The organism is Fundicoccus ignavus, from assembly GCF_009659375.1.
Lineage (GTDB): Bacteria > Bacillota > Bacilli > Lactobacillales > Aerococcaceae > Fundicoccus > Fundicoccus ignavus.
In genome coordinates this window covers 47,347-70,998 of sequence record NZ_WJQT01000002.1, presented here as the reverse complement: position 1 = coordinate 70,998, position 23,652 = coordinate 47,347, and the positions used below count along the sequence as shown (strand labels likewise).

The 23,652-nt window shown below is 34.5% G+C and carries 19 protein-coding genes and 2 pseudogenes; 1 reads left to right on the top strand and 20 read right to left on the bottom strand.

Going from position 1 to position 23,652, the window contains the following annotated elements; translation table 11 throughout:
- Positions 1-5 precede the first annotated feature (5 nt).
- Positions 6-4,703: a transglycosylase domain-containing protein gene (locus GF867_RS02370; RefSeq protein ID WP_253940705.1), complete on the top strand. Its 4,698-nt coding sequence runs from the start codon at positions 6-8 to the stop codon at positions 4,701-4,703.
- A gap of 346 nt (positions 4,704-5,049) precedes the next feature.
- On the opposite strand, the gene GF867_RS02365 is transcribed toward GF867_RS02370, so the two are convergent.
- From GF867_RS02365 to GF867_RS02270, 20 genes and pseudogenes are all read right to left on the bottom strand, one after another.
- Positions 5,050-6,315: a peptidase U32 family protein gene (locus GF867_RS02365; RefSeq protein WP_253940704.1), complete on the bottom strand. Its 1,266-nt coding sequence runs from the start codon at positions 6,313-6,315 to the stop codon at positions 5,050-5,052.
- 17 nt (positions 6,316-6,332) lie between these two features.
- A complete protein-coding gene (locus GF867_RS02360) occupies positions 6,333-7,253 on the bottom strand; it encodes a peptidase U32 family protein (RefSeq protein WP_153831519.1) in 921 nt (306 codons plus the stop codon).
- A gap of 722 nt (positions 7,254-7,975) precedes the next feature.
- A pseudogene (locus GF867_RS02355) lies at positions 7,976-9,289 on the bottom strand (amidohydrolase).
- Positions 9,286-9,420, bottom strand: a pseudogene (locus GF867_RS13930) (adenine deaminase C-terminal domain-containing protein); the annotation flags it as partial. The pseudogenes GF867_RS13930 and GF867_RS02355, both read right to left, overlap by 4 nt.
- Before the next feature lie 80 nt (positions 9,421-9,500).
- A complete protein-coding gene (locus GF867_RS02345) occupies positions 9,501-9,689 on the bottom strand; it encodes an IS3 family transposase (protein WP_153831517.1) in 189 nt (62 codons plus the stop codon).
- Between the two features lie 8 nt (positions 9,690-9,697).
- A complete protein-coding gene (locus tag GF867_RS02340; RefSeq protein WP_153831516.1) occupies positions 9,698-9,934 on the bottom strand; it encodes a hypothetical protein in 237 nt (78 codons plus the stop codon).
- Between the two features lie 5 nt (positions 9,935-9,939).
- Complete coding sequence (locus GF867_RS14300) at positions 9,940-10,137, bottom strand: IS3 family transposase (RefSeq protein WP_366927737.1); 198 nt, start codon at positions 10,135-10,137, stop codon at positions 9,940-9,942.
- A 361-nt stretch (positions 10,138-10,498) separates the two neighbouring features.
- Positions 10,499-11,497, bottom strand: a complete 999-nt coding sequence (gene ccpA / locus GF867_RS02330) for a catabolite control protein A (RefSeq protein WP_153831515.1) — start codon at positions 11,495-11,497, stop codon at positions 10,499-10,501.
- Between the two features lie 282 nt (positions 11,498-11,779).
- Positions 11,780-12,196 carry a YtxH domain-containing protein gene (locus GF867_RS02325; RefSeq protein ID WP_153831514.1) on the bottom strand — a complete coding sequence of 139 codons (417 nt, stop codon included), beginning with the start codon at positions 12,194-12,196 and terminating at the stop codon, positions 11,780-11,782.
- Between the two features lie 15 nt (positions 12,197-12,211).
- Positions 12,212-12,754: a DUF948 domain-containing protein gene (locus GF867_RS02320; RefSeq protein WP_153831513.1), complete on the bottom strand. Its 543-nt coding sequence runs from the start codon at positions 12,752-12,754 to the stop codon at positions 12,212-12,214.
- A 558-nt stretch (positions 12,755-13,312) separates the two neighbouring features.
- Positions 13,313-14,026 carry a GntR family transcriptional regulator gene (locus GF867_RS02315; protein ID WP_153831512.1) on the bottom strand — a complete coding sequence of 238 codons (714 nt, stop codon included), beginning with the start codon at positions 14,024-14,026 and terminating at the stop codon, positions 13,313-13,315.
- 94 nt (positions 14,027-14,120) lie between these two features.
- Positions 14,121-15,089, bottom strand: a complete 969-nt coding sequence (locus tag GF867_RS02310) for an acetylxylan esterase (protein ID WP_153831511.1) — start codon at positions 15,087-15,089, stop codon at positions 14,121-14,123.
- Positions 15,090-15,101: 12 nt separating this feature from the next.
- A complete protein-coding gene (locus tag GF867_RS02305; protein ID WP_153831510.1) occupies positions 15,102-16,499 on the bottom strand; it encodes a glycoside hydrolase family 1 protein in 1,398 nt (465 codons plus the stop codon).
- A 13-nt stretch (positions 16,500-16,512) separates the two neighbouring features.
- Complete coding sequence (locus GF867_RS02300) at positions 16,513-17,082, bottom strand: hypothetical protein (RefSeq protein ID WP_153831509.1); 570 nt, start codon at positions 17,080-17,082, stop codon at positions 16,513-16,515.
- A 6-nt stretch (positions 17,083-17,088) separates the two neighbouring features.
- Positions 17,089-17,943, bottom strand: a complete 855-nt coding sequence (locus tag GF867_RS02295) for a carbohydrate ABC transporter permease (protein ID WP_153831508.1) — start codon at positions 17,941-17,943, stop codon at positions 17,089-17,091.
- A gap of 4 nt (positions 17,944-17,947) precedes the next feature.
- On the bottom strand, positions 17,948-18,820 hold the full coding sequence (locus tag GF867_RS02290) for a carbohydrate ABC transporter permease (protein ID WP_153831507.1): 873 nt from the start codon (positions 18,818-18,820) through the stop codon (positions 17,948-17,950).
- Positions 18,821-18,891: 71 nt separating this feature from the next.
- Positions 18,892-20,142: an ABC transporter substrate-binding protein gene (locus tag GF867_RS02285; protein ID WP_253940714.1), complete on the bottom strand. Its 1,251-nt coding sequence runs from the start codon at positions 20,140-20,142 to the stop codon at positions 18,892-18,894.
- A 61-nt stretch (positions 20,143-20,203) separates the two neighbouring features.
- Positions 20,204-21,130, bottom strand: a complete 927-nt coding sequence (locus GF867_RS02280) for a glycoside hydrolase family 113 (RefSeq protein ID WP_153831505.1) — start codon at positions 21,128-21,130, stop codon at positions 20,204-20,206.
- A gap of 11 nt (positions 21,131-21,141) precedes the next feature.
- On the bottom strand, positions 21,142-22,323 hold the full coding sequence (locus tag GF867_RS02275) for an AGE family epimerase/isomerase (RefSeq protein WP_153831504.1): 1,182 nt from the start codon (positions 22,321-22,323) through the stop codon (positions 21,142-21,144).
- Between the two features lie 452 nt (positions 22,324-22,775).
- Complete coding sequence (locus GF867_RS02270) at positions 22,776-23,651, bottom strand: ROK family protein (protein WP_153831503.1); 876 nt, start codon at positions 23,649-23,651, stop codon at positions 22,776-22,778.
- Position 23,652: the final 1 nt, after the last annotated feature.

Below are 23,652 nucleotides of genomic sequence, written 5' to 3'. Positions count from 1 at the left end.
AATGAATGACTAAAAAATATTCTTCTAATGATAAAGATAAGCAATACCCAGACAAGCAAGACGATTCTTTTTACGATGTTTCTTTTGATTTGCCCGTTGGTAATAATGACGATAGTCATTCATCGCCAAAAGCAACAAGCAATCAACAAGATAAAGATATTAGTGAGAGTCCTTCTAAATGGGAGGGTTTCTACGATAAGTTTAAAGAAGAACAAGAAGCAAATTTTGAACGTGCTAAGCGAGAACAAGAAGAGTTAGCAAAAATTAGTCGTCAAACAGAACTGGATGATCTTGAAGAAAATTCTGAAGAAGCCATTCAAGGTGAAGCAGCCAAATCTTCACTCATGTTAGACCGCTCAATTCGACGTGTTCGCTCGCTTTTTGCTGATTTTGATAATTTTGAAGCGCCTGTCGCTAATCCTTACAAATCAGATGCGACAAAGAAATTCAATCAGAAAGCTGGCGTTTATCAAGATGCTGAACAGATTGAGAAGATTAAGTCGACTAAGCTTGATCGCTCATCAACACCCGTTGATAAGCGTGATTATCTGACACATTCTTTTGAAAATTCAACGAAAAACGATGTTCTAGATACGAATCAGAGAGAAAGCATACGTACTCAACCTTGGAGTAAAGATAAGTCTGAACTTTCTTCTAAAGAAATTGATCCTAATTTAGTTTCAGATGATTTAACAGGTGTTAATGCATTAAAAAATATATTTACAACACCTAGCTCAGTTCAATCAGACTTTATATCAGAGCTTACTGAAGTGGAAACAAATACTGTTACTCCTGTGTCGGACGAATTACTCTCCCCTACTTTTGTAGAAAAAGAAGAGCAACCTCAAACGACACCAGAATCAGGAGCAAGTGATGTCGAAGTTCAGATAAACTCGAAAGAGTCTAATGATGAAATTAACTCTAAGTGGTATCAAAAAATAAATCCATTTAATCGCAAATCGACTTCTTTTGATGAGCAGATGCCTATTCAAAAGGCGTTTACAGCTGAAATGAGTGAGCCGATATCCTTTGATGAATCACCTAAAGGTGCTTCATCTCAAAATAACGACACAGATTTATTAGAGACTGCGCCTGATGTTCCGTTAAGCAAATCCATCAATCCTTTATCTGTTAATGACGAAATCGCTGATCATAATTCTATTCATGAAAATCAATTTATGTTTAATACAGACTCTCAGTCTGATAGAATTCGCCGTAGTCGTCAATATTCAAGTGACTTACCTTCTCCCGAAGAGATACGTAGAGAACGTGAAAGACGTCGTCGTTTGCGTGTGCAAGAACTTGAACAAATGACAAGTTCTGAAGAAGTCGAGCAATCATATAAGCAAAGTTATTCGGATTGGTTAAAAGATTTTAATCGTAAAAAAACTACTCAATCTGATTCAGATATTGAAAATTATCAAGCGAACGATAAAATTTCTTTTACAGATACTTTAGATTCTGACGCTAATATTGAAGCAGACATTCATACAGAGACTGATGATATTCAGGTTGATGACAATATTGATAACACCATTATTGAAGATATAAATGACCCGATTTTTGAGGACACAATTCAAGATAATGCTCAGATGGATGACGATAGCTCAGTTGAACACACCGTTCCAAATAACATTCATGAAAATGAAAATCGTTTGAACGAAATTATTCTTGATACTTCCCCTTCTCTATTTGAATCAAGTTCTTCAGGTGAACAACTTGATGAAATTAATAAGGTCGAAAAACTAGTAGAAGATATACCAGTTAATTCCCTTGTTGAAACACAAGAAGAAGATCGTTTAGTTGAAACTGTTCAGATTGAACCCGATGAAGAAATTTCAGAGGATATTCCGTCAGAAGATGAAAACATTCAAGATTTAAGTTTAAATATTAATCCTACTGGTACTGAAGCTGACGCGGAAACACTCATTGATGCTTCTTTAAATTCTGATCACGAAATCAGTAATTTGAATTCAACTATTGAAGAAATTGATCAATCTAAACCAGATTTAGGCGAGACAATTGAATTAAGCGAAGTTCAAGTAATGGCAACTGATAATGAAAATGCTCATTTCACTGTTATTCATGAACCTGTAGATGTTGAATCAGCGGTAACTAAATTAAATGATGAAACAAAGTCAAGTACAGTTCCACAAGTGATTCCTGTTTATAAACGTAAAAACAAAGAAACAAAAAAAGAAATCTATTCTCTAGACTCTTTCTCTAAAAAAGAAAAAGTATTCTTTGGTATCAATATAACGTTTAACGTCGTGAAGCGCCTTATACTATATCTTGTTCTTATTGGTGTCCTTGGTGGTGCAATGGCAGCTGGTGCTGGATTTGGTTACTTTGCAAACTTAGTGTCTAAAACAGAACCACCAAGCCAGGAAGATATGGCCTCTGCTATTAATCGTTTAGAACAACAAAGTACGCTTTATTATGCGAGTGGTGAACCCATTGCAAACGTAAGAGCAGATGTTGTCAGAACTATTACGAATATTGATGAAATTTCGAATTATATCATAGATGGCTTAGTTGCAACTGAAGATGAAGATTTTTATAATCATCCGGGTGTCATGCCTAAGGCAATTTTCCGTGCTGTAATCGAAACAATTCTGACTAGTGATGGTACTGGTGGTTCTACATTGACTCAACAGCTAGTGAAGCAACAATTGTTAAGTCCTGATGTCACTTTTTTCCGGAAAGCAAATGAAATTCTATTAGCTCTACGCTTAGAAAATTATTTCACCAAAGATCAAATTATTACGGCTTATCTTAACGTTTCACCTTTCGGTCGAAACAATAATGGGGATAATGTAGCAGGTATTATGAAAGCTGCCGAAGGAATTTTCGGGGTTGAACCTAGTGAAGTTTCATTACCACAAGCTGCCTTCTTAGTAGGTTTGCCACAAGATCCATACACTTACACACCTTACGATCAGACAGGGAATTTTGTTGAAGATTTCGAACCTGGTATTGAGCGTATGAAAGAAGTATTGTATAGAATGTACCGTGAAGAAAAGATAAATAAAGATGAATATGAAGCAGCCATTGCTTATGATATTACTCAAGATTTCATGCCACAAGAAACTCGTGATGAACAAAGACAATCCTATTTATATAACGCTATGATGGGCGGAGCTATCGAACAATTAATGTTATTAAACATTCAAGAGGATAGCTTCGACTGGAAGAAAGTTTATGAAGATGTCGATTGGTACAATGAGTATTACTTTGAAGCTGAAGAACAATTAAGAACTGGCGGTTACAAAGTATATACAACTATTGATAAAGAAATCTATGATCAATTACAAGTTTCAGCTATTACCCATAATTCTAATTTAGGGGCTACTTACGACGGAGTATTTGTTAATCCAGAAACAGGCGCAGAAACTTATTACATAGAGGATGTTCAAACAGGAATTGTTGTAATTGAGAATGCGACTGGTAAAGTACTTGGTTTTGTATCAGGTACAGATTTCGAGAATAATCAAATTGACCATGCATTTAATATGAGACGTCAACCTGGTTCAACCATTAAGCCTCTGGCTGTATATGGTCCTGCTATCCAAGAGAATTTAATCAACCCATCGACAATCATCCCAGATACAGCTTACGTTTACACTTTAAGTAACGGAAATGAATATGCACCTACTAACTATGGTGGTGTTGTCAGTGGTACATTCTATTCAGCTCGAACTGCATTAATGAAGTCTGATAATATTCCGACAGTTAGAATTTACGAACAACTTTTAAATCGTAAAGTGCCAATCATTGATTATTTAGAGAAAATGGGCTTTAATACCGTTGATTCCTATACAGAATCTGATACACAGAACTTACCTTTCTCGTTAGGTGGTGTCCTGACAGGTCCAACAGTATTTGAACAAACAAGAGCATTCTCTACTTTTGCTAATAATGGTCAATATGTTGATGGTTATTATATTGAACGAATTGAAGATGTATTTGGAAATGTCGTTTTCCAACAAGATGAAGCACCGGTTGAGGTTTTCTCACAGGACAGTAACTACTTAATGATCGATATGTTAAGAGATACAATGAATGGTGGTTCTGGTCAAACAGCAGCAGCTACACTTAACTTTGGTGGTGACTGGATTTCAAAATCAGGTATTAGTGAAAATTCCAAAGATATTTGGTTTATGGGGTCAACACCAAGCATTACAGTTGGCTCTTGGATTGGCTACGATAGTCAATACGCAGAATATGTTTTTGACTTAAATGATGGTTTTGACCGTGAAGCAGTTCGAAGCCAAACTTATTGGGGAAATATCGTAAATGACTTATATGCTTTACGACCTGAAATGTTCGGTATCGATCAAACCTTCACGCAACCTGAAACTGTACAAGCTCAAACTGTTTTACAGTCCACAGGTACATTGCCAGGTAGTGTTCAGGTTAATAACCGAACTTATCAAATCACCTCACCAACTTATGAGGATTTATTTAAAACATCCAATCCTGCACCTGCATTAAGTTATAACTTTATGTTTAATGCAACTGATTCAGACCATCAAACGTTCTGGGCTGGCATTGTTCAAGCAATTCAGCAACAACAGCAACAACAGCAACAACAGCAAGAAAGTTCTTCTAGTTCAAGTGAATCAGAAGAAAGTTCAAGCGATGAAACATCTGAGGAAAATTCTGACGAATCAACTACTGAAGATACTCCGCCTGCTGCATAATTATTAAAAAGGGACTGTGTCATAAGTCCCTTTTATAAGATGATATAGAACAAAAGATCTAACGATAGAAGGCAATCACATCTTCTTAATCGCTAGATCTTTTGTTTTTCATTAGTTAGTTTATTTTTTTGAGCTTCAGTGATAGCTTATGGAGGTTTCATGCCATTAAAACGATACTAATCTCCTGACTGACTTTTTCTTTGCCTCTTATGTTTCACCATCTATTTTTATGTGCTGATACATGGCTTGACATTCTGTGTTAGAGAAATGCATACGTTGTTTGGCTTTGAAATACTTCCAAGATGGATTGACCATTATCTTTCGCACATAGCCCATTTTGCACTTACTATATTTTAACTTTTCTAGGTACACTTAATAATGATTTACGAATCATGTCACCTATTTGTACCGCTTGTGAGACTTCCATAGTTATAATTTGCATTGCATGCGGAGCAACTTCGATAGACACACCCTCCTCATTCCACAAAGCTTCTAATTTCTCTTCATGATGACGCATACCTGGTCCATAAAATTCAATTGTATCGCCCACTTTAAACTTGTTTCTTTGACGAACTGTTGCAATTTGAGTATCTGGGTTATATGCCATTACCTCTCCAACAAATGAATATTTCGGCATTCGTCTACGCGGTCCAAATAATTGTTCCTTATCAGTTGGTGCTCCATAAAAAAAGCCTGTCGCTAATTCTCTTTGTGCTACCTTCCATAATTCGTCTAACCACTCATCTTTTAATTCATAAGATTCAGGGTCAGCTAAGTAACTATCAATGGCTTGACGATAAACGTTACATACTGTCGACACATAGTGGATTGATTTCATACGTCCTTCAATTTTTAAAGAATCAATGCCATTTTCTATAATATCAGGTATATGTTCAATCATAGATAAGTCGACTGCACTCATAGAGAAAGGTTCATTAATCCCCTCTTCACCTGCCCCAACCATCGTTTTATTTCCAAACTCTGTCATCTCAAATAAGCCATATTTCCAACGACATGATTGGCAACACCCCCCTCGATTAGCATCTCGAAAGGCCATATGATTGGAAAGTGTACAACGTCCAGAGTAAGAAATACACATCGCACCATGAATAAAAGCTTCAATTTCTACAGTTGTTTTCTTTCTGATCTCCGCAACTTCTTCCATTGATACTTCACGTCCCAATACACAACGTGTTAAACCAACCTCTTGCCAAAAATTTAGCGTCTCATAGTTTACTGCAGACTGCTGAGTTGATAGATGTATTTCTAATCCTGGTGCATCCAGTGCAGCAATTTGCATTAGCGTAGGGTCAGAGACAATGATTGCATCAATACCTATGTCACGAATAGTTCTGAAAAATTCACCTGCACCTATTTGATCTTCTTCATGCGTAACCATATTAGCTGCAACATATACTTTTGCACCTCTTTCATGTGCAAAAGCCACTCCTTCAGCCATCTCCTCAAACGAGAAATTCCCTGCCCTACTTCTTAAACCATAGGCATCGCCACCAATATATACCGCATCAGCCCCATAATGAATGGCTGTTTTCAATTTTTCAAGAGTACCTGCTGGGGCCAATAATTCAGGTTTTTTTAATTGTTTTAACATCAGATTATTTCCTTTCATTACTTTACTTTTTCCGCTGAATATAAGAAGAAATTCGTAGCTAATTCCCTGTTAACAGGGTGTAGTTCATTAATTCTATTAGATAGATGCTCAACTTTATGCTCAGACCACTCATAATTTTCTAATAACTCGCGAGCATTCAAATATTGTTTAACGATTTCTACATAGTTATTCCCTGGCGTGTAAATTCCATCAAGATACCAAATATTAGCTTTTATATTGAAAAGCATATCTAAGTGTTTAATTAAATTAATGTCATTATTTGCAAAGACATGCGTTCCATGACTATCTTGATAAATCGAGTAATGTGTCTGTTTCTTTGTAGGCTCTGACAAAAACAAATGACGTTTCGAGAAATCTATCGGCTCTTTTTCAATATATCTAAAGTAATTATCAAGAAGATTACGTTTACTTTGATGAATACATTGCGCGCCATAAACTTGAACAATAATCGGAATTTGTACTTCTGGTGCTAATTTTTCTAACTCAACATAAGGCACTTCCCTAGCTACCATTGCTTCAATAGCACCATAATTTTTCCAAAAATTTATTTGGCCATGACTCGTTACCAAGACTGAAGCATCGTAAATATAAGGAATATAATATTCCGTTTCCTTCATGATTTGAATAAGTCCGGTGTCACCAACTAAAAGTTGGTCTACTCCGATTTCTTTAAGTTTTCTTAAAAAAGGACGCGCCTTGTCAATTTTATCATTATGTAAAATGGCATTTGCGGCTACAATAATTTTCTTTTCTAAACGGTGCGCTAAATTCGTCAATTCTAATATCTCTTCAAAAGACAAATAGCCTGGAACACGTAATCCAAATACTTCTTCACCCACCACTACCCGATCTACTCCACTTTTGAGCAACTCTATACCTTGGGTTAGTGATTCAGCTGTTGCAATCAACTCAATCATTTTTTTACCTCTTTCATTACTTTAAATTTCAACTATTATTTTATCTCTTTGATCTCATTTTCACAAGTGGATAACAATAATATTCTTAATAAAGCAAAAAAAGTAGTACAAATTGTCTGATATCCCATTTCGATTTGGCTCGTGTTCCTAAGTTTTATATCGCTAACAAGTTTATAAGTGCACGTACATATTACGCTGTCGATTAACAAACTAGTTACCTCTGAGAATTCTAACTTAGCAGTTAAATGATTTTCACAAATTCTTAGGAGATAATATCATCTGTCTCTAAAGCTATATAACCATACAGCTGATAATAGTTTACTAGCTGAATATTGCATCAGTTATAGAATTTTAATAATTTATAAGACTGTTTCATTACTATCTTTTTCGACAATCGATTCAGTTGATTGCTCTAAATTATCTCCGTTCAAATCAAAATAGGCAACTACTATTGAATCTGCATCACCTATCCTAGGCTTTTGGTCTTCACATGTGGTCCTTGGATTTTATTTTTATCCAACTGCATGATTTTCTGAATCAAACTATTCTGTTTGCTAGTCATCCTTTTTAGGTTCATGCCTCTCCAACAAGAATTGCTCATATTTGATTAGAATAAGATGTCTGATTCTATCTACATTTTCCCACCTTTTTATTGGAGAAATTGTTAAATGTTATTTAAACTTAGCATTAACTTCCATAGATTTTTGTCATGCCTCTTCATTTCAATCCATATTCTGTAAGATGTTTTCTGCTTTTTGTTTGAAAAGTGTCATTGCTTCAGAGAGGTTTTTCGTAAGTGTCACTTCATAGTGATTATTAAGGCGCTTTTGACTAACGATATGTTTGTCATCAATCTAAACCTCACAAACATTTGCGGCATTCGCTGAATAAACAATTGCTGCATACGGATCGTGAATTGGAAACATATTAATCGAATCAGTCTTAATCAACGTAATATCAGCTTTTTTACCTATTTCTAGAGATCCAACTAGCTTTTCCATACCAAGAGCTTCAGCTCCTCCAAATGTTGCTAAACGGACGATTTCACGAGAAGGAAAAGCCGATCGATTATGTGTATAGGTTTTATGGAAATTGGCCAGTAATTTCATTTGTGTAAATAAGTCTAATGTATTCCCACTACTTGGACCATCTGTTCCTAAACCAACCTTCAATCCTTTGTCCATCATTTGTTGCAAAGGTGCTACACCTTTCGCTGATTTAGTATTGGCGCCTATACAATGTGCAACAGAAACATTATACTTGGCCAGAATATCTAAATCTTCGTCTTTGACAAAAATCAAATATGCTGCTAATAATTTATTACTTAGAAAATCAATTGCTTCTAAGTATTCAACCGGTGTTTGTTGATATTCTTGAGCATATTTCTCAATTTCAAACATCATTTCACTTAAATGTATTGATAGTGGAACGCCATATTGAGTCGATAAATTAACCGCTTCTTTTAATGATTCAGTCGACTTTGTGTCAGGAGTATGTGGCGCAATCGCCTGCGTAATCAGTGAATGATGAGACCATTTCTTTATAAATTCTTCCGCTATCTTTAAGCCGCTAAATTTCTCATCACTATCACAACCATCTTCCAATACTGTCTCAGCTAATATCGCACGGGAGTTCATCTCTGCTGTCGCTTGAGCTACCGACTCTTTGAAATAATACATATCATAGAAAGTAGTAATTCCTGCTAATTGCATTTCTGCAATTGCAACTTTCGTACTATGATAGGCAAGTTCAGCCGTCATTGCTTGTGATTCTAAAGGAAACAGAAAACGCGTTAAACGGTCGGGTATGTCATCTCCCAGTGACCTGAAAGGTATCATCCCCGCCTGAGTGTGTGTATTAATCATACCAGGCATTAACAATCCCCCTTGACCGTCAATTACTCTATCGACTTGGACGTCAGGACATTGCTTCATATCACCTAAGGATAGAATTGTTTTATCCTCAATTATAAGATAGCCATTTTTATACACTGAATCCATTGTTAAAATCCATACGTTCTTAATTAATATTCTCATAAATATCGCTCCACTATCGGTATTAGTTCATGATTATGAACATCCATCATTCCAAAATCAGTAATTTTTATTTGAGGTGAAACTGGTAAGGATAAAGTAGAAAAAGATATGGTTCCATTTGTATTCTTATAACTGAACTGCCCCCTGTCAATTAGACAGGTAAATAAACAAAAAAATTTGTACCATGCGTGATTCATTCTCTCAAGGTAATTTATGCTGGAATTTTCAATCCCATTTTAAGCGTCACTCTTTCAGTGTTGTAAAACATATTGTAACGCTTGATCTCAGTTTCTAAATCTTCAAAGGTCTTGTAATGCTTACGGTAATACATCTCGACCTTAATCACCCCAAAAAAATTCTCCATAGGGCCGTTATCTATGCATTTTCCTGCGCGAGACATACTCTATTCTAATTTTTTATTCTCCACGAATTGTTTAAAAGAGCGGGAAGTGTATTGGTATCCACGGTAGGTATGAACCATTGTGATTCTGAAATGATATCACTCACAACTTGCTCAAAAGTGTCTATAATGAGTGCTTGTTTTTGCCTCGTCGAAAGCTGATAGCCAACAATCTTGTTTTGACCATAGTCAAGAATGGCACTTAAATAAGCTTTACGATCCTTCCCATAATTAAATTCTGCCATATCTGCTAAAAGTACATGCATGGTTTGTAAGCCTTATCAAATTTACGATTTAATTTATTAGCCGGAACATGGTAGGATTGACCCTTCTTATAATTGTATCGTTTACGACGGATAACAGCCTGTAGTCCCGTTAACTTCATAAGACGATACACACATTTATGGTTTACGTTTGCTTGTTTATAGTGATTTAAACAGATAATTATGCGACGGTAACCTTAGATGCCCTCATCCATATATACTTCTTGAATGAGCGTTATAAGTTTCTATAGACGGGTTGGTGTTTGACTTGGTTTCCAGTTCAACCATTTAAAGTAACCAGATCGACCACACTAATGTCTACTTAGGGGGAGCATATCAACGCTTGATAAATCAAAATAAAACACAATATTCCTTATAGTAAAAAAGTTCCTAGCCAATTAAAATTAGCTAGGAACTTTTTTTATTTATTTTGAGTTTGACGTTGAAGTGACTTAACTAATTGAAAAGCCTGGTATAAAAGTACCAACAAAGCAAAGTAAACTTGCAATTTTTGTAAAGTATTTTTCACAGGTATCCGCACCCTTCTTATCTAGTCGTTCCTCGTTTAATCATTTTGTAAGGTAAAATAATTTGTTTTTCATCAATGTCTTCACTATTCATGATTTTAGTTAACAGACGCATTGACACAGCACCAACATCGTATAATGGAAATTGGATACTCGTTAATTGTGGGCGTACATATTGAGTAATCGGTGAGTTATTGCTTGCAACAATCTCAAATTCTTCTGGTACTTTAATACCACGATCTTGTAAAGCATTTAAAATTCCTACAGCAACTTCATCTTGCGATACAAACGCAGCCGTTGCATCAACTTCTAATAATTGATCAACTAGTTTTTCACCGTCTTTATAAGCATATGTTTTCTGGAATAATAAATCTTCGTCTAATTCTTGACCGTATTGTTTCAAGGCATCAAGGTAACCTACATTACGATGACTACGGTTAATAACATATTCGTTTGGTCCTGTTACCAATGCAACTCGACGTTTGTTTTCTAGTAATTCCCCTACTACTTCTTTTGCAGCTTCACGATAATCAATATTAACCGTATAGAAATCTTCCTCAGTTAATACAGTTCCCGCGAAAACTACCGGTGTGTTTGTTCTTTGAACTTCTTTTTTCATTTCATCACTAATGTTATGCCCCATATAAATGATGCCATCCACTTGTTTTGATAATAATGTATTAAAAACTTGTAATTCTTTTTCAGAGTTTTCATCTGAGTTTGCTAAGATGATATTATATTTATACATTGAAGCAATATCATCAATCCCTCTTGCTAATGAAGAGAAAAATAAGTTTGTGACGTTTGGAATAATAACACCAACTGTTGTAGTTTTTTTACTTGCTAAGCCACGAGCAACAGCGTTAGGACGGTAGTCTAATCGTTCAATTACTTCCGATACTTTTTTTCGTGTACTTGGCTTCACATTTGGGTTACCATTCACAACACGCGAAACAGTCGCCATTGAAACGCCAGCTTCTCTGGCCACATCATAAATTGTGATGGTTTGTTTTTCCATAATTAATCCTCGCTTTCAGAAAATCATATATTCAAAAATAATTTATCATAGTAAATTATTTTTTGCAAGCGTTTTAGTTACATTTAAACATTTAATTAACAATGTTTGTTTGAAAATATTATTTTATAAAACGCGTTGCTATTTATTTATAAAAAGTTGCCATTTTTATAGCAACTTATCTAATTCCTCTTTAGAAAATGCTTGATTTAATAAAGAATATAAAAATGATTAATCGTTGAAGACTTAATAAGCTACAACGATTAATCATAAAAGAATAAAAAATTAATCTTTAATTTCGTCTGTTACATTATCAACTGCTTCTGATACTGTCTCTGCTAAATCTTCCGCTTCTTCTTCAGCAACTTCTTTTGAATTTTTCAACTCATCCTTAACTTTAGTCCACTCTTCTGATGCTTCTTTAGATAAGTCATTCATTTGTGATTTAAAGTTTTGTGCTGATTCTTTTAGATTTACTTTAATGTCTTCTGTGGCTTCTGAAGCTGCATCATACATTTCAACACCACGTTCTACAGCATAATCAGAATAGTCTGAAGCACGCTCTAATAAAGTGTCTAATTCATCTTGTAAATCTGCTCTTAATTCTTTACCTGACTTAGGCGCATACAATAGTGCCGTAACGCCTGCTACAGCCGCACCAAATAGTGCTCCTAAAAAAAATCCACTATTATTTTTACTCAAGTTCAACAACCCTTTCTATTTTAAACTAATTTCACCAGCAGTAGAAGATGGTTTAGTTTTTGTTAAAGAAACTAAATCAGATTCTTGAATTGCATCAGAAATATTTATGCTCGTCTCATTTTGTACAGTATCATTTGAACTATTATTTGTTTGTGTTTTAGTTTTTGTACGAGTAGATTTAATAAAACGTTCTAAAGGTGAGCTTTTCTTCTTACTTACGCCACTCACTAAATTAGATGTTAATTGTTTCGTTGATTGATTTACATCAGAAACTGTCACACCCAGGTCGCCAATTGCTGTAAACAACGGATCCGTTTTACTTAGTTTACCATTAACATCATCCACTAACGTATTTGCTTTATTCAACAAGCCTTCCACTTCAATTGATAGATTGTCGACATCTTTAGTCACAATATCAATTGTTGAGTTTAACCTTTGAACTGTATCACTGATATCTTTCATGATCTTTGATAAACGTGAAAGATTGATACTTATAAAGCCAACTAAGACAGCAAAAGATAACGCAGCAATTAAGCCTGCAATTTCGCCAATAGTCATGCTAGAAAATCACTCCTTTACTGTTTTCATAATATAAATATACCATTTAAATTTAACTATCACAAATATAATCGACAAAATACTACTCTATATTGACTTTAATTTGTTTTATCATTCATCTGTCAATTTTAATTCTCAGAAAAATTGAGACGTTTACAAGAATAACATACTTTTTGAAATCATGCTTACTTACTCTATGTTTTAGCTATTAATATAAATAATAATCCTATACGTTTGTTTTATATTTTGTTAGTACATCAAAAACTGAATTACATTCGAGTCCATTAAATTCCTTTTCTCGGTTTCAATTGATAATACAGACATTTTTTGAATACTAAGCTAAGCATAAAGTTTGCTGCATCAATATCAAACTTATACTTCCTTATGTGATTAATGTAAATTTTTTCTGTGTTGTTTATGAATATTCTTAATTGAATTAATCAATTTTTACATTTATGATCACTTTAATAAAGAAAAAGGTAAGTAGCTATATCTTTATAATAGCACTACTTACCTTTGGGTCTTTCAACGTTTAATGTTCTATGCAATTCATAATAATTATTCACGTGTTAAGACAAATTCAATTTGAAAAGAGTCATATTTATGAATTGAAAAAGAATATTCAAATAATTCACCTGTATTTAGATAACCTGTTTGTTCAACTATTCCTACTGGATCACCTAATTCTAGCCCTAATTCATTCGCTTCAAAATCAGTCGCTTTTCGGACTCTAATTTTTCTATGAGCACTTTGGATTGCAGAATTTAACTTCACTTCAATATACTCGTAAATTGAACCTTGGACGTTTTCTATTTTTAAACCTGGAATGACATCAATCGGCATGTAAGTTTGCTCAATCGCTAATGGTTCACCGTCAACAATGCGGACACGATAAATATTGTACACGAAGCTTCCTTCTTCAATATTTAAGTGCTCAGCTATGTCAGCGGGCGCCGCATCAACCGTAAAATTAATCACTTTACTACGCACTTCACTTTTAGTATACAACGCTGACGTTCCGATAAATTGACGAGACATCATCAATCTTTGAATTTCTACTTGAGTTAAATCTTTAACAAACGTTCCGTAACCTCTTCGTTTGATTATCAAACCCTCGCTAACAAGTATATCCAATGCTTTTTTTACAGTCATTTTACTAACCGAAAACACTTCACAGAACTCTTTTTCTAATGGGAGTTGCTGATTAGCAACATATTCACCCGACATAATTTGATTTCGTAAAACATTTGCGATATGCATATATTTAGGCATTCAGTTCACTCCCATTTAAAATAATCATATGAAACTTGTGTGTACATTTAATGTTACTCTATTACTTTATCATAGTTTATCATTCAAATCTTGTTTATTTCGTGTTCAAATCTAAAAACATTTGCTTTCTCATTATATCAGAAAATTCTGGAATATATTCATGTGCATATTCAGGATAAAACAACATTTCTTTCGTTGATTTGATTGCATTATAAACACCCATTTGAAGTTTAGGATGGCAAATACGATCTTCTAATCCAATCCCCCAAATTACATCAGACTTTATACTTGGAACAAAATACTGTATATCAATATAATCTAAAGTTTCAAAAAATACTTGCTCATTCTTATGTTGTGGATCTCTAAATCTGAACCAATAAGCTAACTCTTCGTATGCTGAATTTTCAACATCCAATCGGTAAGCTTCTCGGAAGATGCTTAAAAAAGGATACAAAGTAAAGATTTTTTTGATTCTTTGTTCAAAATGTCCACAGATTAAGGCCAAAGCCCCACCTTGAGACGCACCATATGCATACATATTATTTAAATCAATTTGATCCATATTAGTTACAATACGTGTTAATTGATAGATATCTAAGTACGCTTGTCTAAATAATAACTGTTCTGGTCCATCTTCAACACCGCGAATAATGTGACCTTTTAGCGTTCCACCTTTAGTAACTGTCGTATCTTGTGAAGGTCCGCCTTGCCCTCGGACGTTCAATGCAACTGTCAAAATTCCCTCAGCGGCATTTGCAATTTTGTCTCCCCAATCGCCAGCATTTGTATGATAACCATGAAATTGAAAAAGAACAGGCATTTTTTTAGTGATATTCTTAGGTCGAACAATTTGTGCATGCACACAAGCATTATTCACCCCGATGAAATACAAGTCAAAGGCTTCAGCCACTGTCGAATATAGTTCATGTTCAACCAAGCGATAATCTAACCCCAGTGCTTCAACTTCCTCTTTACCTTTGAGCCAAAAACTTTCAAAATCATGAGGTTTTCTATTATTCGAATGAAAAGATCCCCATGTTTCAAGTGCAACTTCTTTTAACATACAATCCCTCGTTTAGATTTCTAAAGTGTTATTATCAGCGACATCTTTAAACCAATGTCCAGATTTCTTAATTGTTTTAACTTGTGTATGGATATTATTCGCAATGAAACCATAACGGTTTTTGTAAGCATTTGACCATGACCAACAATCAATTGGTGTCCATAAATGGTAGCCAATACAATTCGAACCTTCTTCAATACCTTTATGCAATTCAGTTAAATGCTCTTTAATAAAGTTAATACGATAATCATCTTGGACTACGCCTGTTTCATCCTGAAATAACTCTTCATTCGATACACCCATTCCATTTTCTGCAACGAACCAGGCAATGTTCCCATAGTTTTCTTTTACGTTAATTGCGATATCATATAAAGCTTTTGGATAAATTTCCCATCCTCGATCAATATTCATGCGACGGCCAGGCATATCATAATTATCAAAATATTTAACAGGCATCCAATTGAATCTTAAACTATCTGGCGAAACATCTGGTTGTTTCACGCGATGAGGATGGTAAAAGTTTACCCCTAGAATATCAATCGTATTCTCTTTAATAATTGCTAGTTCTTCTTTTGTTGCCTCAAACAATACACCGTCATTTTCTAATATCTCAACTAATTCAGCTGGATATTCACCTAAAATTGAAGGGTCTAAGAAAATTTGATTAAACCATAGATTCGCAAAATTTGCAGCCTTTTGATCTGCAGGATCATCTGATGCTGGATATGAAGGGGTTAAATTAAGGATGATTCCGATTCGTCCATCAGGATTAGTATTCACTTCCTTGAATTTGGCAACTGCTTTTGATGAAGCCAACTGTAAGTTAAACGCTACTTGAACAGCTTTTTTTCCATCAACTACTTTTGGATAGTGGAACTGATACAGATATTGTCCATCTACTACAACCATTGGTTCATTGTGTGTAAACCATTCTGAAACACGATCTCCAAATAATTTAAAACATTGTTCCGCAAATTTCACAAACAAATCGACAACATGCTTAGATTCCCAGCCACCATATTTATCATACAATTCGACTGGTAAGTCAAAATGATGTAAATTTATGAATGGTTTAATATCATTAGCGAGTAATTCATCAATAACATTATTATAGAAATCAACACCGTCTTGATTTAAAGTTGCTGTTTCAAAATCATCAATTAACCGAGTCCATTGAATGGAAGTTCGAACACTATTTAAGCCAACTTCTTTCATTAATTTAATATCTTCTTTATAACTATTATAAAAGTTAGATGCGACATCTGGTCCAACTTGATTGTGGAAACTTTCTGGTTCTACTTCAAACCAATGATCAAATACGTTTGCATGTTTCTTGTTGAAGCGCCCTTCGCTTTGTGGTCCTGATGTAGCTGCTCCCCATGAGAAGCCGTTTGGAAATTGTAAATTCATAGTGTAATACTCCTTAATATTTTGTATTTAATAGTGTTTGAATCTCTTTAATTTTTTCAATAAATCGTTCCATCAACAGTTTGCTTAGTTGAAAGTATATCCCTGGTAAAATACATATGAGCACAATCAAGTTACTGTAACCTATAATAATGCTGATAAATATAAATAATGCTAAGCTTAAGGAAATTGACCAAAACCTCACCATACTATGAAAAGCTAAAATAGTCGTCTCCATATCAGAATTATTATTTAAATTCCCCCTTAGATAACTTAACCAACTAATAAAAACTGTGATGACGATAAAAACGAGCAAGCAAATATAAGTTAGAAAATTTAGCAAGGGCTGATTGACAGTTACATAATATGTACTGGCTAAAATGATATTTACTAACAAAATGAACCAGACAAACGATAGTGCCTTATCATATAACATTTTGTATTTCTTCTCGTTCTTACCCTCTTCTACATAGTTATCAAAAGACGTTTGAACGAACCCTTTAGTCAGGATACTAAACCAAAAATAAATAGATTGATGAATCAACGTATATAATTTATTTATCCATTTCACTAAATTTTTTTTCATGATTACTTACCCTTTCACTGACCCTGAAACTCCATTATAAATATGTTTTTGTAACAACAAGAATAAAATTAAGATTGGTACGATAACAATCACAACTCCTGCCAAAATCACCGGCCAGTTTGTTCCATAAGGACCTTTAAAGGCGAATAAAGCAGTCGAGATAACTTTTAATTCACGGCTTGGCATATATAAAAATGGATTATAGAAATCGTTATAAATTGCAACACCACTAATAACCAAAATTGTTACCATAGGTGCTTTTAAGTTTGGCAATATAACACGCCAAAATACTGTAAAATAGGATGCCCCATCAATAATCGCTGATTCATCCAAACTCACAGAAATTTCATCTAAATATTGTAAGAATATATAGATTGAAATAACATCTGTACCTAAACTCAGAATGATTACTGACCACATCGTATTAAATAAACCTAATGAGTTAATAATTTGAAATGTAGCAACCTGGCTAGTAATGCTTGGTATAAGCATCGCAGCCATATAGAGACCCATAATAATTTTTTTCAGTTTGAAATCAAAACGGTGAATAGCATACGCAAACATAGCGCCTAGAATTAATTTTCCAATCATACTAATAATAAAAATTATTAAAGTATTCTTGAAACCAACTAACATATCGCCTTCAACAAAAGCACGAGTATAATTTTCAATCGTCCATGTTTCTGGTAAACTCAGTACGCCACTATTAAGAAATTCATCGTTTGTTTTAAATGATCCGATAAAAACAACTAAGACAGGCAAAATTGCCACTAGGGATCCGATTAATAGTGTACCGTATTTGAATACACTGCCTATTTTAATTGTTTCTAAAAATGTTTTTTTCTTGATTGATTGTTCCATCTGCTTACTCCTTTTCGCGTATTAGCCATTTCTGAATCGCGGTTACAGTTAAGACAATTATTAATAAGATAACGGCCATAGCTGAAGCTAATCCAACGCGGTTATATTGAAATGCTGTTTCAATCGTTTGAATAACGAATGTCGTTGTTCCATTTGATCCACCAGTCATAATATAAGGAATATCGAATACACTTAAAGATCCAGAAACTCCTAGAATAATATTTAAGAAAACTATATTCTTTATACTTGGGATGATGATGTATTTGAATTTATGCCAATTGTTTGCACCATCTATTTCAGCTGCTTCGTAAACTTCCGGATTAATCGATTGAATTGCTCCTAAGAAAATTAAAAAGTTAAAGCCTGTATAACGCCACACAGATGTGAAAGCTAACGATATATTATTGATTGAACGGTTACCTAACCATAATTGAATTTGATCTTCTAAACCTATAGCTGTTAATAAAGTATCTAAAGTCCCACCGCCTTTATAGAAGTAAAGGAAGATAAAACCAATAGCTACACCATTAAGTAAGTATGGGAAAAATAATATACCTTTCCAAAAGTTTGCAAATTTTACTTTAAACGTTAAAATCGTCGCAAATAAAAGTGCTATACCTAATTGGAAGAATGTCGCGATAAAATAATAAAGACTAGTTTTAAATACAGAAAAATAACGTGGATTTGTTAAGACTGTTTTATAATTATCTAAACCAACAAATTTTTGATTTGGGCTATAGCCATTCCAGTCTGTTAAACTGTATTCAAACATTTTAACAAGAGGATAATAAGAAAATAAAATCAATAATGCTATTGGTACAATTGTAAAGGTGAAGATTAAAATCTTCTTCTCAGTATTTGCGTTGAGCTTTTTCATATACTACTCCTTCTATCAAATAGTAGCGCCCATGAAAGAGCGCTACTTAATTAATTTAATCCAGTTATTGCTTATTGAGCTGCTTCGATTGCTTCTGCCCAACGTGCATTAAATTCTGCCATCATGTCTTCAAACGTTTCGTTTGTATTACCAACTGCTGCATCAATAATGCGTTGTTTCTCGTTATCGGTTGAACCCACACCTAATTGAGAATAGTCGTTAATTGTACTGAATAAAGCTTCTTTTCCAGGCTCAGCTGGATTTTCTTCTAATAATAAAACGCCTGCCGCTTCTGCGTTCGCTAATGAAGCTGGCATTTCAGCGCCGATAACTGGTGAAATACCACCGTTTTCTTCTGCATAATTAGAATCGTTGATTAACCAATCTAAGAATGCACGCGCTGCTTCTTTATTTTCACTGTGAACATTAATTGCTAAGTTGTAATCCCCGCCAACTGCTAAATATTGATTACCATCTTCCGCTGTCATTGGGAATGGGAAGAACGCAATGTTTTCTGCTGTATCAGGGTTAATCTCTTGAATTTGAGGTACTGCCCAGCTTCCTAATACCATTACTGCAATCTTTCCGTTAGCTAAATCAACTTTTGATTGCTCCCAATCTGTTGTTGTTGGGTCGGCCTCGATTAAACCTTGATTAGCCACGTCGAATAACAATTTATAAATTTCATTCATCGTTTTACCTTCTTCAAAAGGTGCAACATCTGTTGTTAATTCATTTGTAAAATCTGGATTACCTGATACACCTGAACGTGCAAAATCCCAGTTTGATAATGTCCAACCCGCTGCATAGTTAGTATAAAGCGGTGTTACTTCTGGGTTATTTTCTTTAATCGTTGCTAAAGCTGCAATAAAATCTTCTGTATTTGTTGGAAACTCTGTAATACCTGCATCTTCAAACACTTTAAAGTTTACTACCATACCTGTCGCATTTAATTGAGTTGGGATACCATATTGTACGCCATCAAATGAACGGTCATTTAAACCTAGATATGTTTCGGATAATTCTTCCTTATCCCCTAATGGTTCGAAGAAATAATGGAAATCTTCTGGGTTGATGTCTGCTGGTAACATTAAAACATCACCGTATTGTTCAGTGTTCATACGAGTTTTAATTTGACCTGCATAATCTGTGATTGTTTCAATTTTAACTTCTACATCTGGATAAATTTCGTTAAATTCAGCAATGTATTCATCCCATTTACCATTACCTTCCCAGTCAGTTTTATGGTTAATAAATGTAATAGTTCCCTCTTGAGCACTAACTGTTGTAGTACTTGTGATAGCTCCTACAGCTGCCAACATTAATGCTGATCCTAATAATAACGTCGCTTTTTTAAATAATTTCATTTTAATTTATTCCTCTCTATTTTTTATAATTTTTATAGATTACTTTTTCCGCAGGTTTACCATATATAGCGTAATCCTCATTGGTTAATGCGCTTTCATTACCATGTAAATGAGCTTTCCAATCCCATAAACCAAAACCTTCTACCCATTCCCTACCTTCACAAGCAGCAAACATCGCTTTATACCAATTAGCTTGAGCGTTTAAATCCAATTCGCCGGCTTTTGTCCAATCGTTCGGTAAATATTCACTTCCTGATCGACTTGGACAACCTACTTCGCAAAAAAAGAATGGTTTTTGATGTTTATCAACAACTTTCTCAATTCGATCTAATTCTTGTTGCCATCGATCAATTGGATAATAACCTGAACTAGAAATAACATCCAATGCATCCCACCATTTTAGATGGTCTTCTTGATATTTATCACAATTATACGTAATCAATCCTTTATACTGATTTCTAACCAAGTGTATTAGTTGGCGCCATTCAAATTCTCGTCGATCGGCATTAACCAGCTCACAACCAATTACAAACATTTCACATCCGGTCTCTTCCGCAATATCGGCATAATGAAGTATAAAGTCATTATAACTTTTAAACCAATCTGACCATTTAGGTTCACAAGGGACATCCATATCAAAAAAGTTGATATGTGCTCGCCATGTCCCGTCTGAAACATTTACCATAGGTTTTAAAATAACGTTTAAATCTAAACTCTTGGCATAATGAATCATTTGTTTCACTTCAGTATCAGAAAGAACGGTTTCTGATTGCCAATCTATGGTTGTCGATTGCGGATTAGCTTGTTCTACGACCACCGTTAAAATAATTGTATTCGCAGCACATTTTTCTTTAAGCAGAACTAAAGACTCCTTGGCAGCTACTGTGTCCCAGTCACCGCGTTGACTCATATAGCCAAAGGTTATACCTTTAATAAATTCCATGCGCTCACTCCTTATCGTGAAAATCGGTCAATCATTTCAACGTACATTCTGACGGTATGATATGGTCCTTTCCAAGCATCTGATATATTAGTTGATTTATCTTGAACAATTTTTCCGTCTTCATCAACATGTGGATACCATTCGCTTAGTTCAACAGGATTAAGCAAGTAATTTTGAATAAAACACCAATGTTTTTCTGCCATTTCTTCATAATCTTTATTGCTAGTTCGCATAAAAGCATCATAGAATCCAATAACACTTTCAGCTAAACTCCACCACTGTTTGGTTGTTGTTTTTTTTCCTTCTTTAAGTTGGTCAATAATTATTCCGTTTTTATCTAAGCCCTCTTCTACAACAGATTCAACAATTTGATTGATTTTATGTGTGTAGTAGGTCTCATCTGTTTGATTAATAACTTCTAACGTACGATAAAGTAACCAAGCAGTTTCAATATCGTGCGCGTAAGATATATTTTCGTTTAAGGCAGTCCAATTACGATGGAATTCAGATCGACAATGGCCTAAAGGTGAAATAATATATTGTGATATATTATCCAATAACCTTTTTATTAACGCTAAAAGTTGGTCATCAGCAAAAACTGTATATAAATTTGTATAAGCTTCAATTAAGTGCAATACCGTATTGGTAGAAAAGTATTCATCCGTACCTTTAGGACCCATTAAAGTCGCTGGTGAGGATTTCCATTCTTTTGAAAATTCTTCATGATAGCCGTTCTTATCACTTAAATAGGCTTTTTCTTCTATTAAGTTAAATAAACGAACGGCTAAAGAAAGACTTTCTGGGTCTTGAGAAATCTTATAGTACTCACTTAATGCATAAATAGTAAAACTTTGGACATAAACATGTTTTTGAGTTACTGATGGTTTGCCATCATATGTTACTGACCAATAAATCCCTTCATGCTCTTTATCCTCCATGTGATTGACGATAAAATCAAAAACATTACGGGCTGCATTCAGAATTTCTGAATCTTTTACGTATGGATAAGCTGCTGATAAAGCCCATAAATACCGTGACATTAATACTCCACTTTTATCTGCTTTCTCATCAACTATTAAATTCTCATCAACTAAACCATAAAAACCACCATGTGTAGTATCTACTTGTTTTAACCAAAATGGTAATATATCTTCAATTAATTGTGCTTTAACACCTTCATATGTAAACTCCATTTGCTCTATACCTTCCTCTTCCGACTTCAACTTAGTTATGAATTCTTATGTGCGTCACCCCTTTAGAAATAATTCTGAATTGGAAAACGATTACAAGAACATAATACCACATCCTTTTTATAAAGTATATACTTTAGTTTGTTTTAAAGTATATTATTCTTTTAAATTTGTTTTTAGCAGTATGAGCTCGATAATACTGCGATACTATGCGTAGCTCAGCGACTAGTTTTCCTAATGCGGTATTAGGGGCGATTGGCACAGCTTGCTCTGAATATGTGCACAGCGAATTAGACAAAGCCCAGCCAAGTCCGAACGTCAGTAAGGCTGTGGAAGCGACCACTGCCTTGGGAAATAATAAGCTGAGCAAAGCACAAAGTTTGATAAATCAACAGAAAACTTATAATTCAAAAAACTCCCCTGTAGGTCAATAGACATACAAAGGAGTACTAAGATTATAATGTAATTGTTCGTTCAAAATTTACAGCCGCTCCAATCAAGTTAGCATCATTGAAGAAATGACACACCTGAATATTCGGCTTAATTTCACTTGCACCTTGCTTTTCTAATAACAGTTTCGTGCGTTTAGTTAACTGATCAACGATATCTTCCCGAACAGAAATTCCTCCCCCAATTGCAATTAACTCTGGGTCAATCACTAGAGATAAGTTGTATATTCCACGAGCTAAAGAATCAAATATATATTCTACGATTGCTTGAGCTTCTGCGTGACCACTCTCGGCCAAATTAAACAATTCCAATCCATTTTCAATTCTATCTTCTGAATTATTTTCATTGTAACGTGAAATTTGTAAGAGACTACTTGCTAAATTACTTAATGTATTCGTGTCATCCATTAGCATATAACCAAACTCTCCAGCAAACAAATGACGGCCTTTAACCAATTCTCCGTTCATCGCAACAGCTCCTCCAATGCCTGAACCAATAATCATGAAGGCAACGTTTTGATAATCTTTAGCCACCCCATAACCTAATTCAGCTAACGCCGCTGCGTTTGCATCATTCTCCATTGTGACAGGTAAATTGAATAGTTTTTCCCAAGCTTCAACTATTTTAAATCCATGAACATAAGGGACTGCACTAATTCCATTAATGACTCCCGCTTTATTATCAACGCTACCTGGACAGCTAAATGCAACTCCAGTAATTTCCGCTTTGTTTTTCAGTTGTTCGTAGACGTTGAATAATTCTTCTTGCAAGCTTTCCCAATTATCAGGAGTTTTGAATGATGATTTTTCAATTAATTCATTATTTTGCCATATGGCATATTTAACGCCTTGTCCACCTATATCAAATACTAATAAACTCATA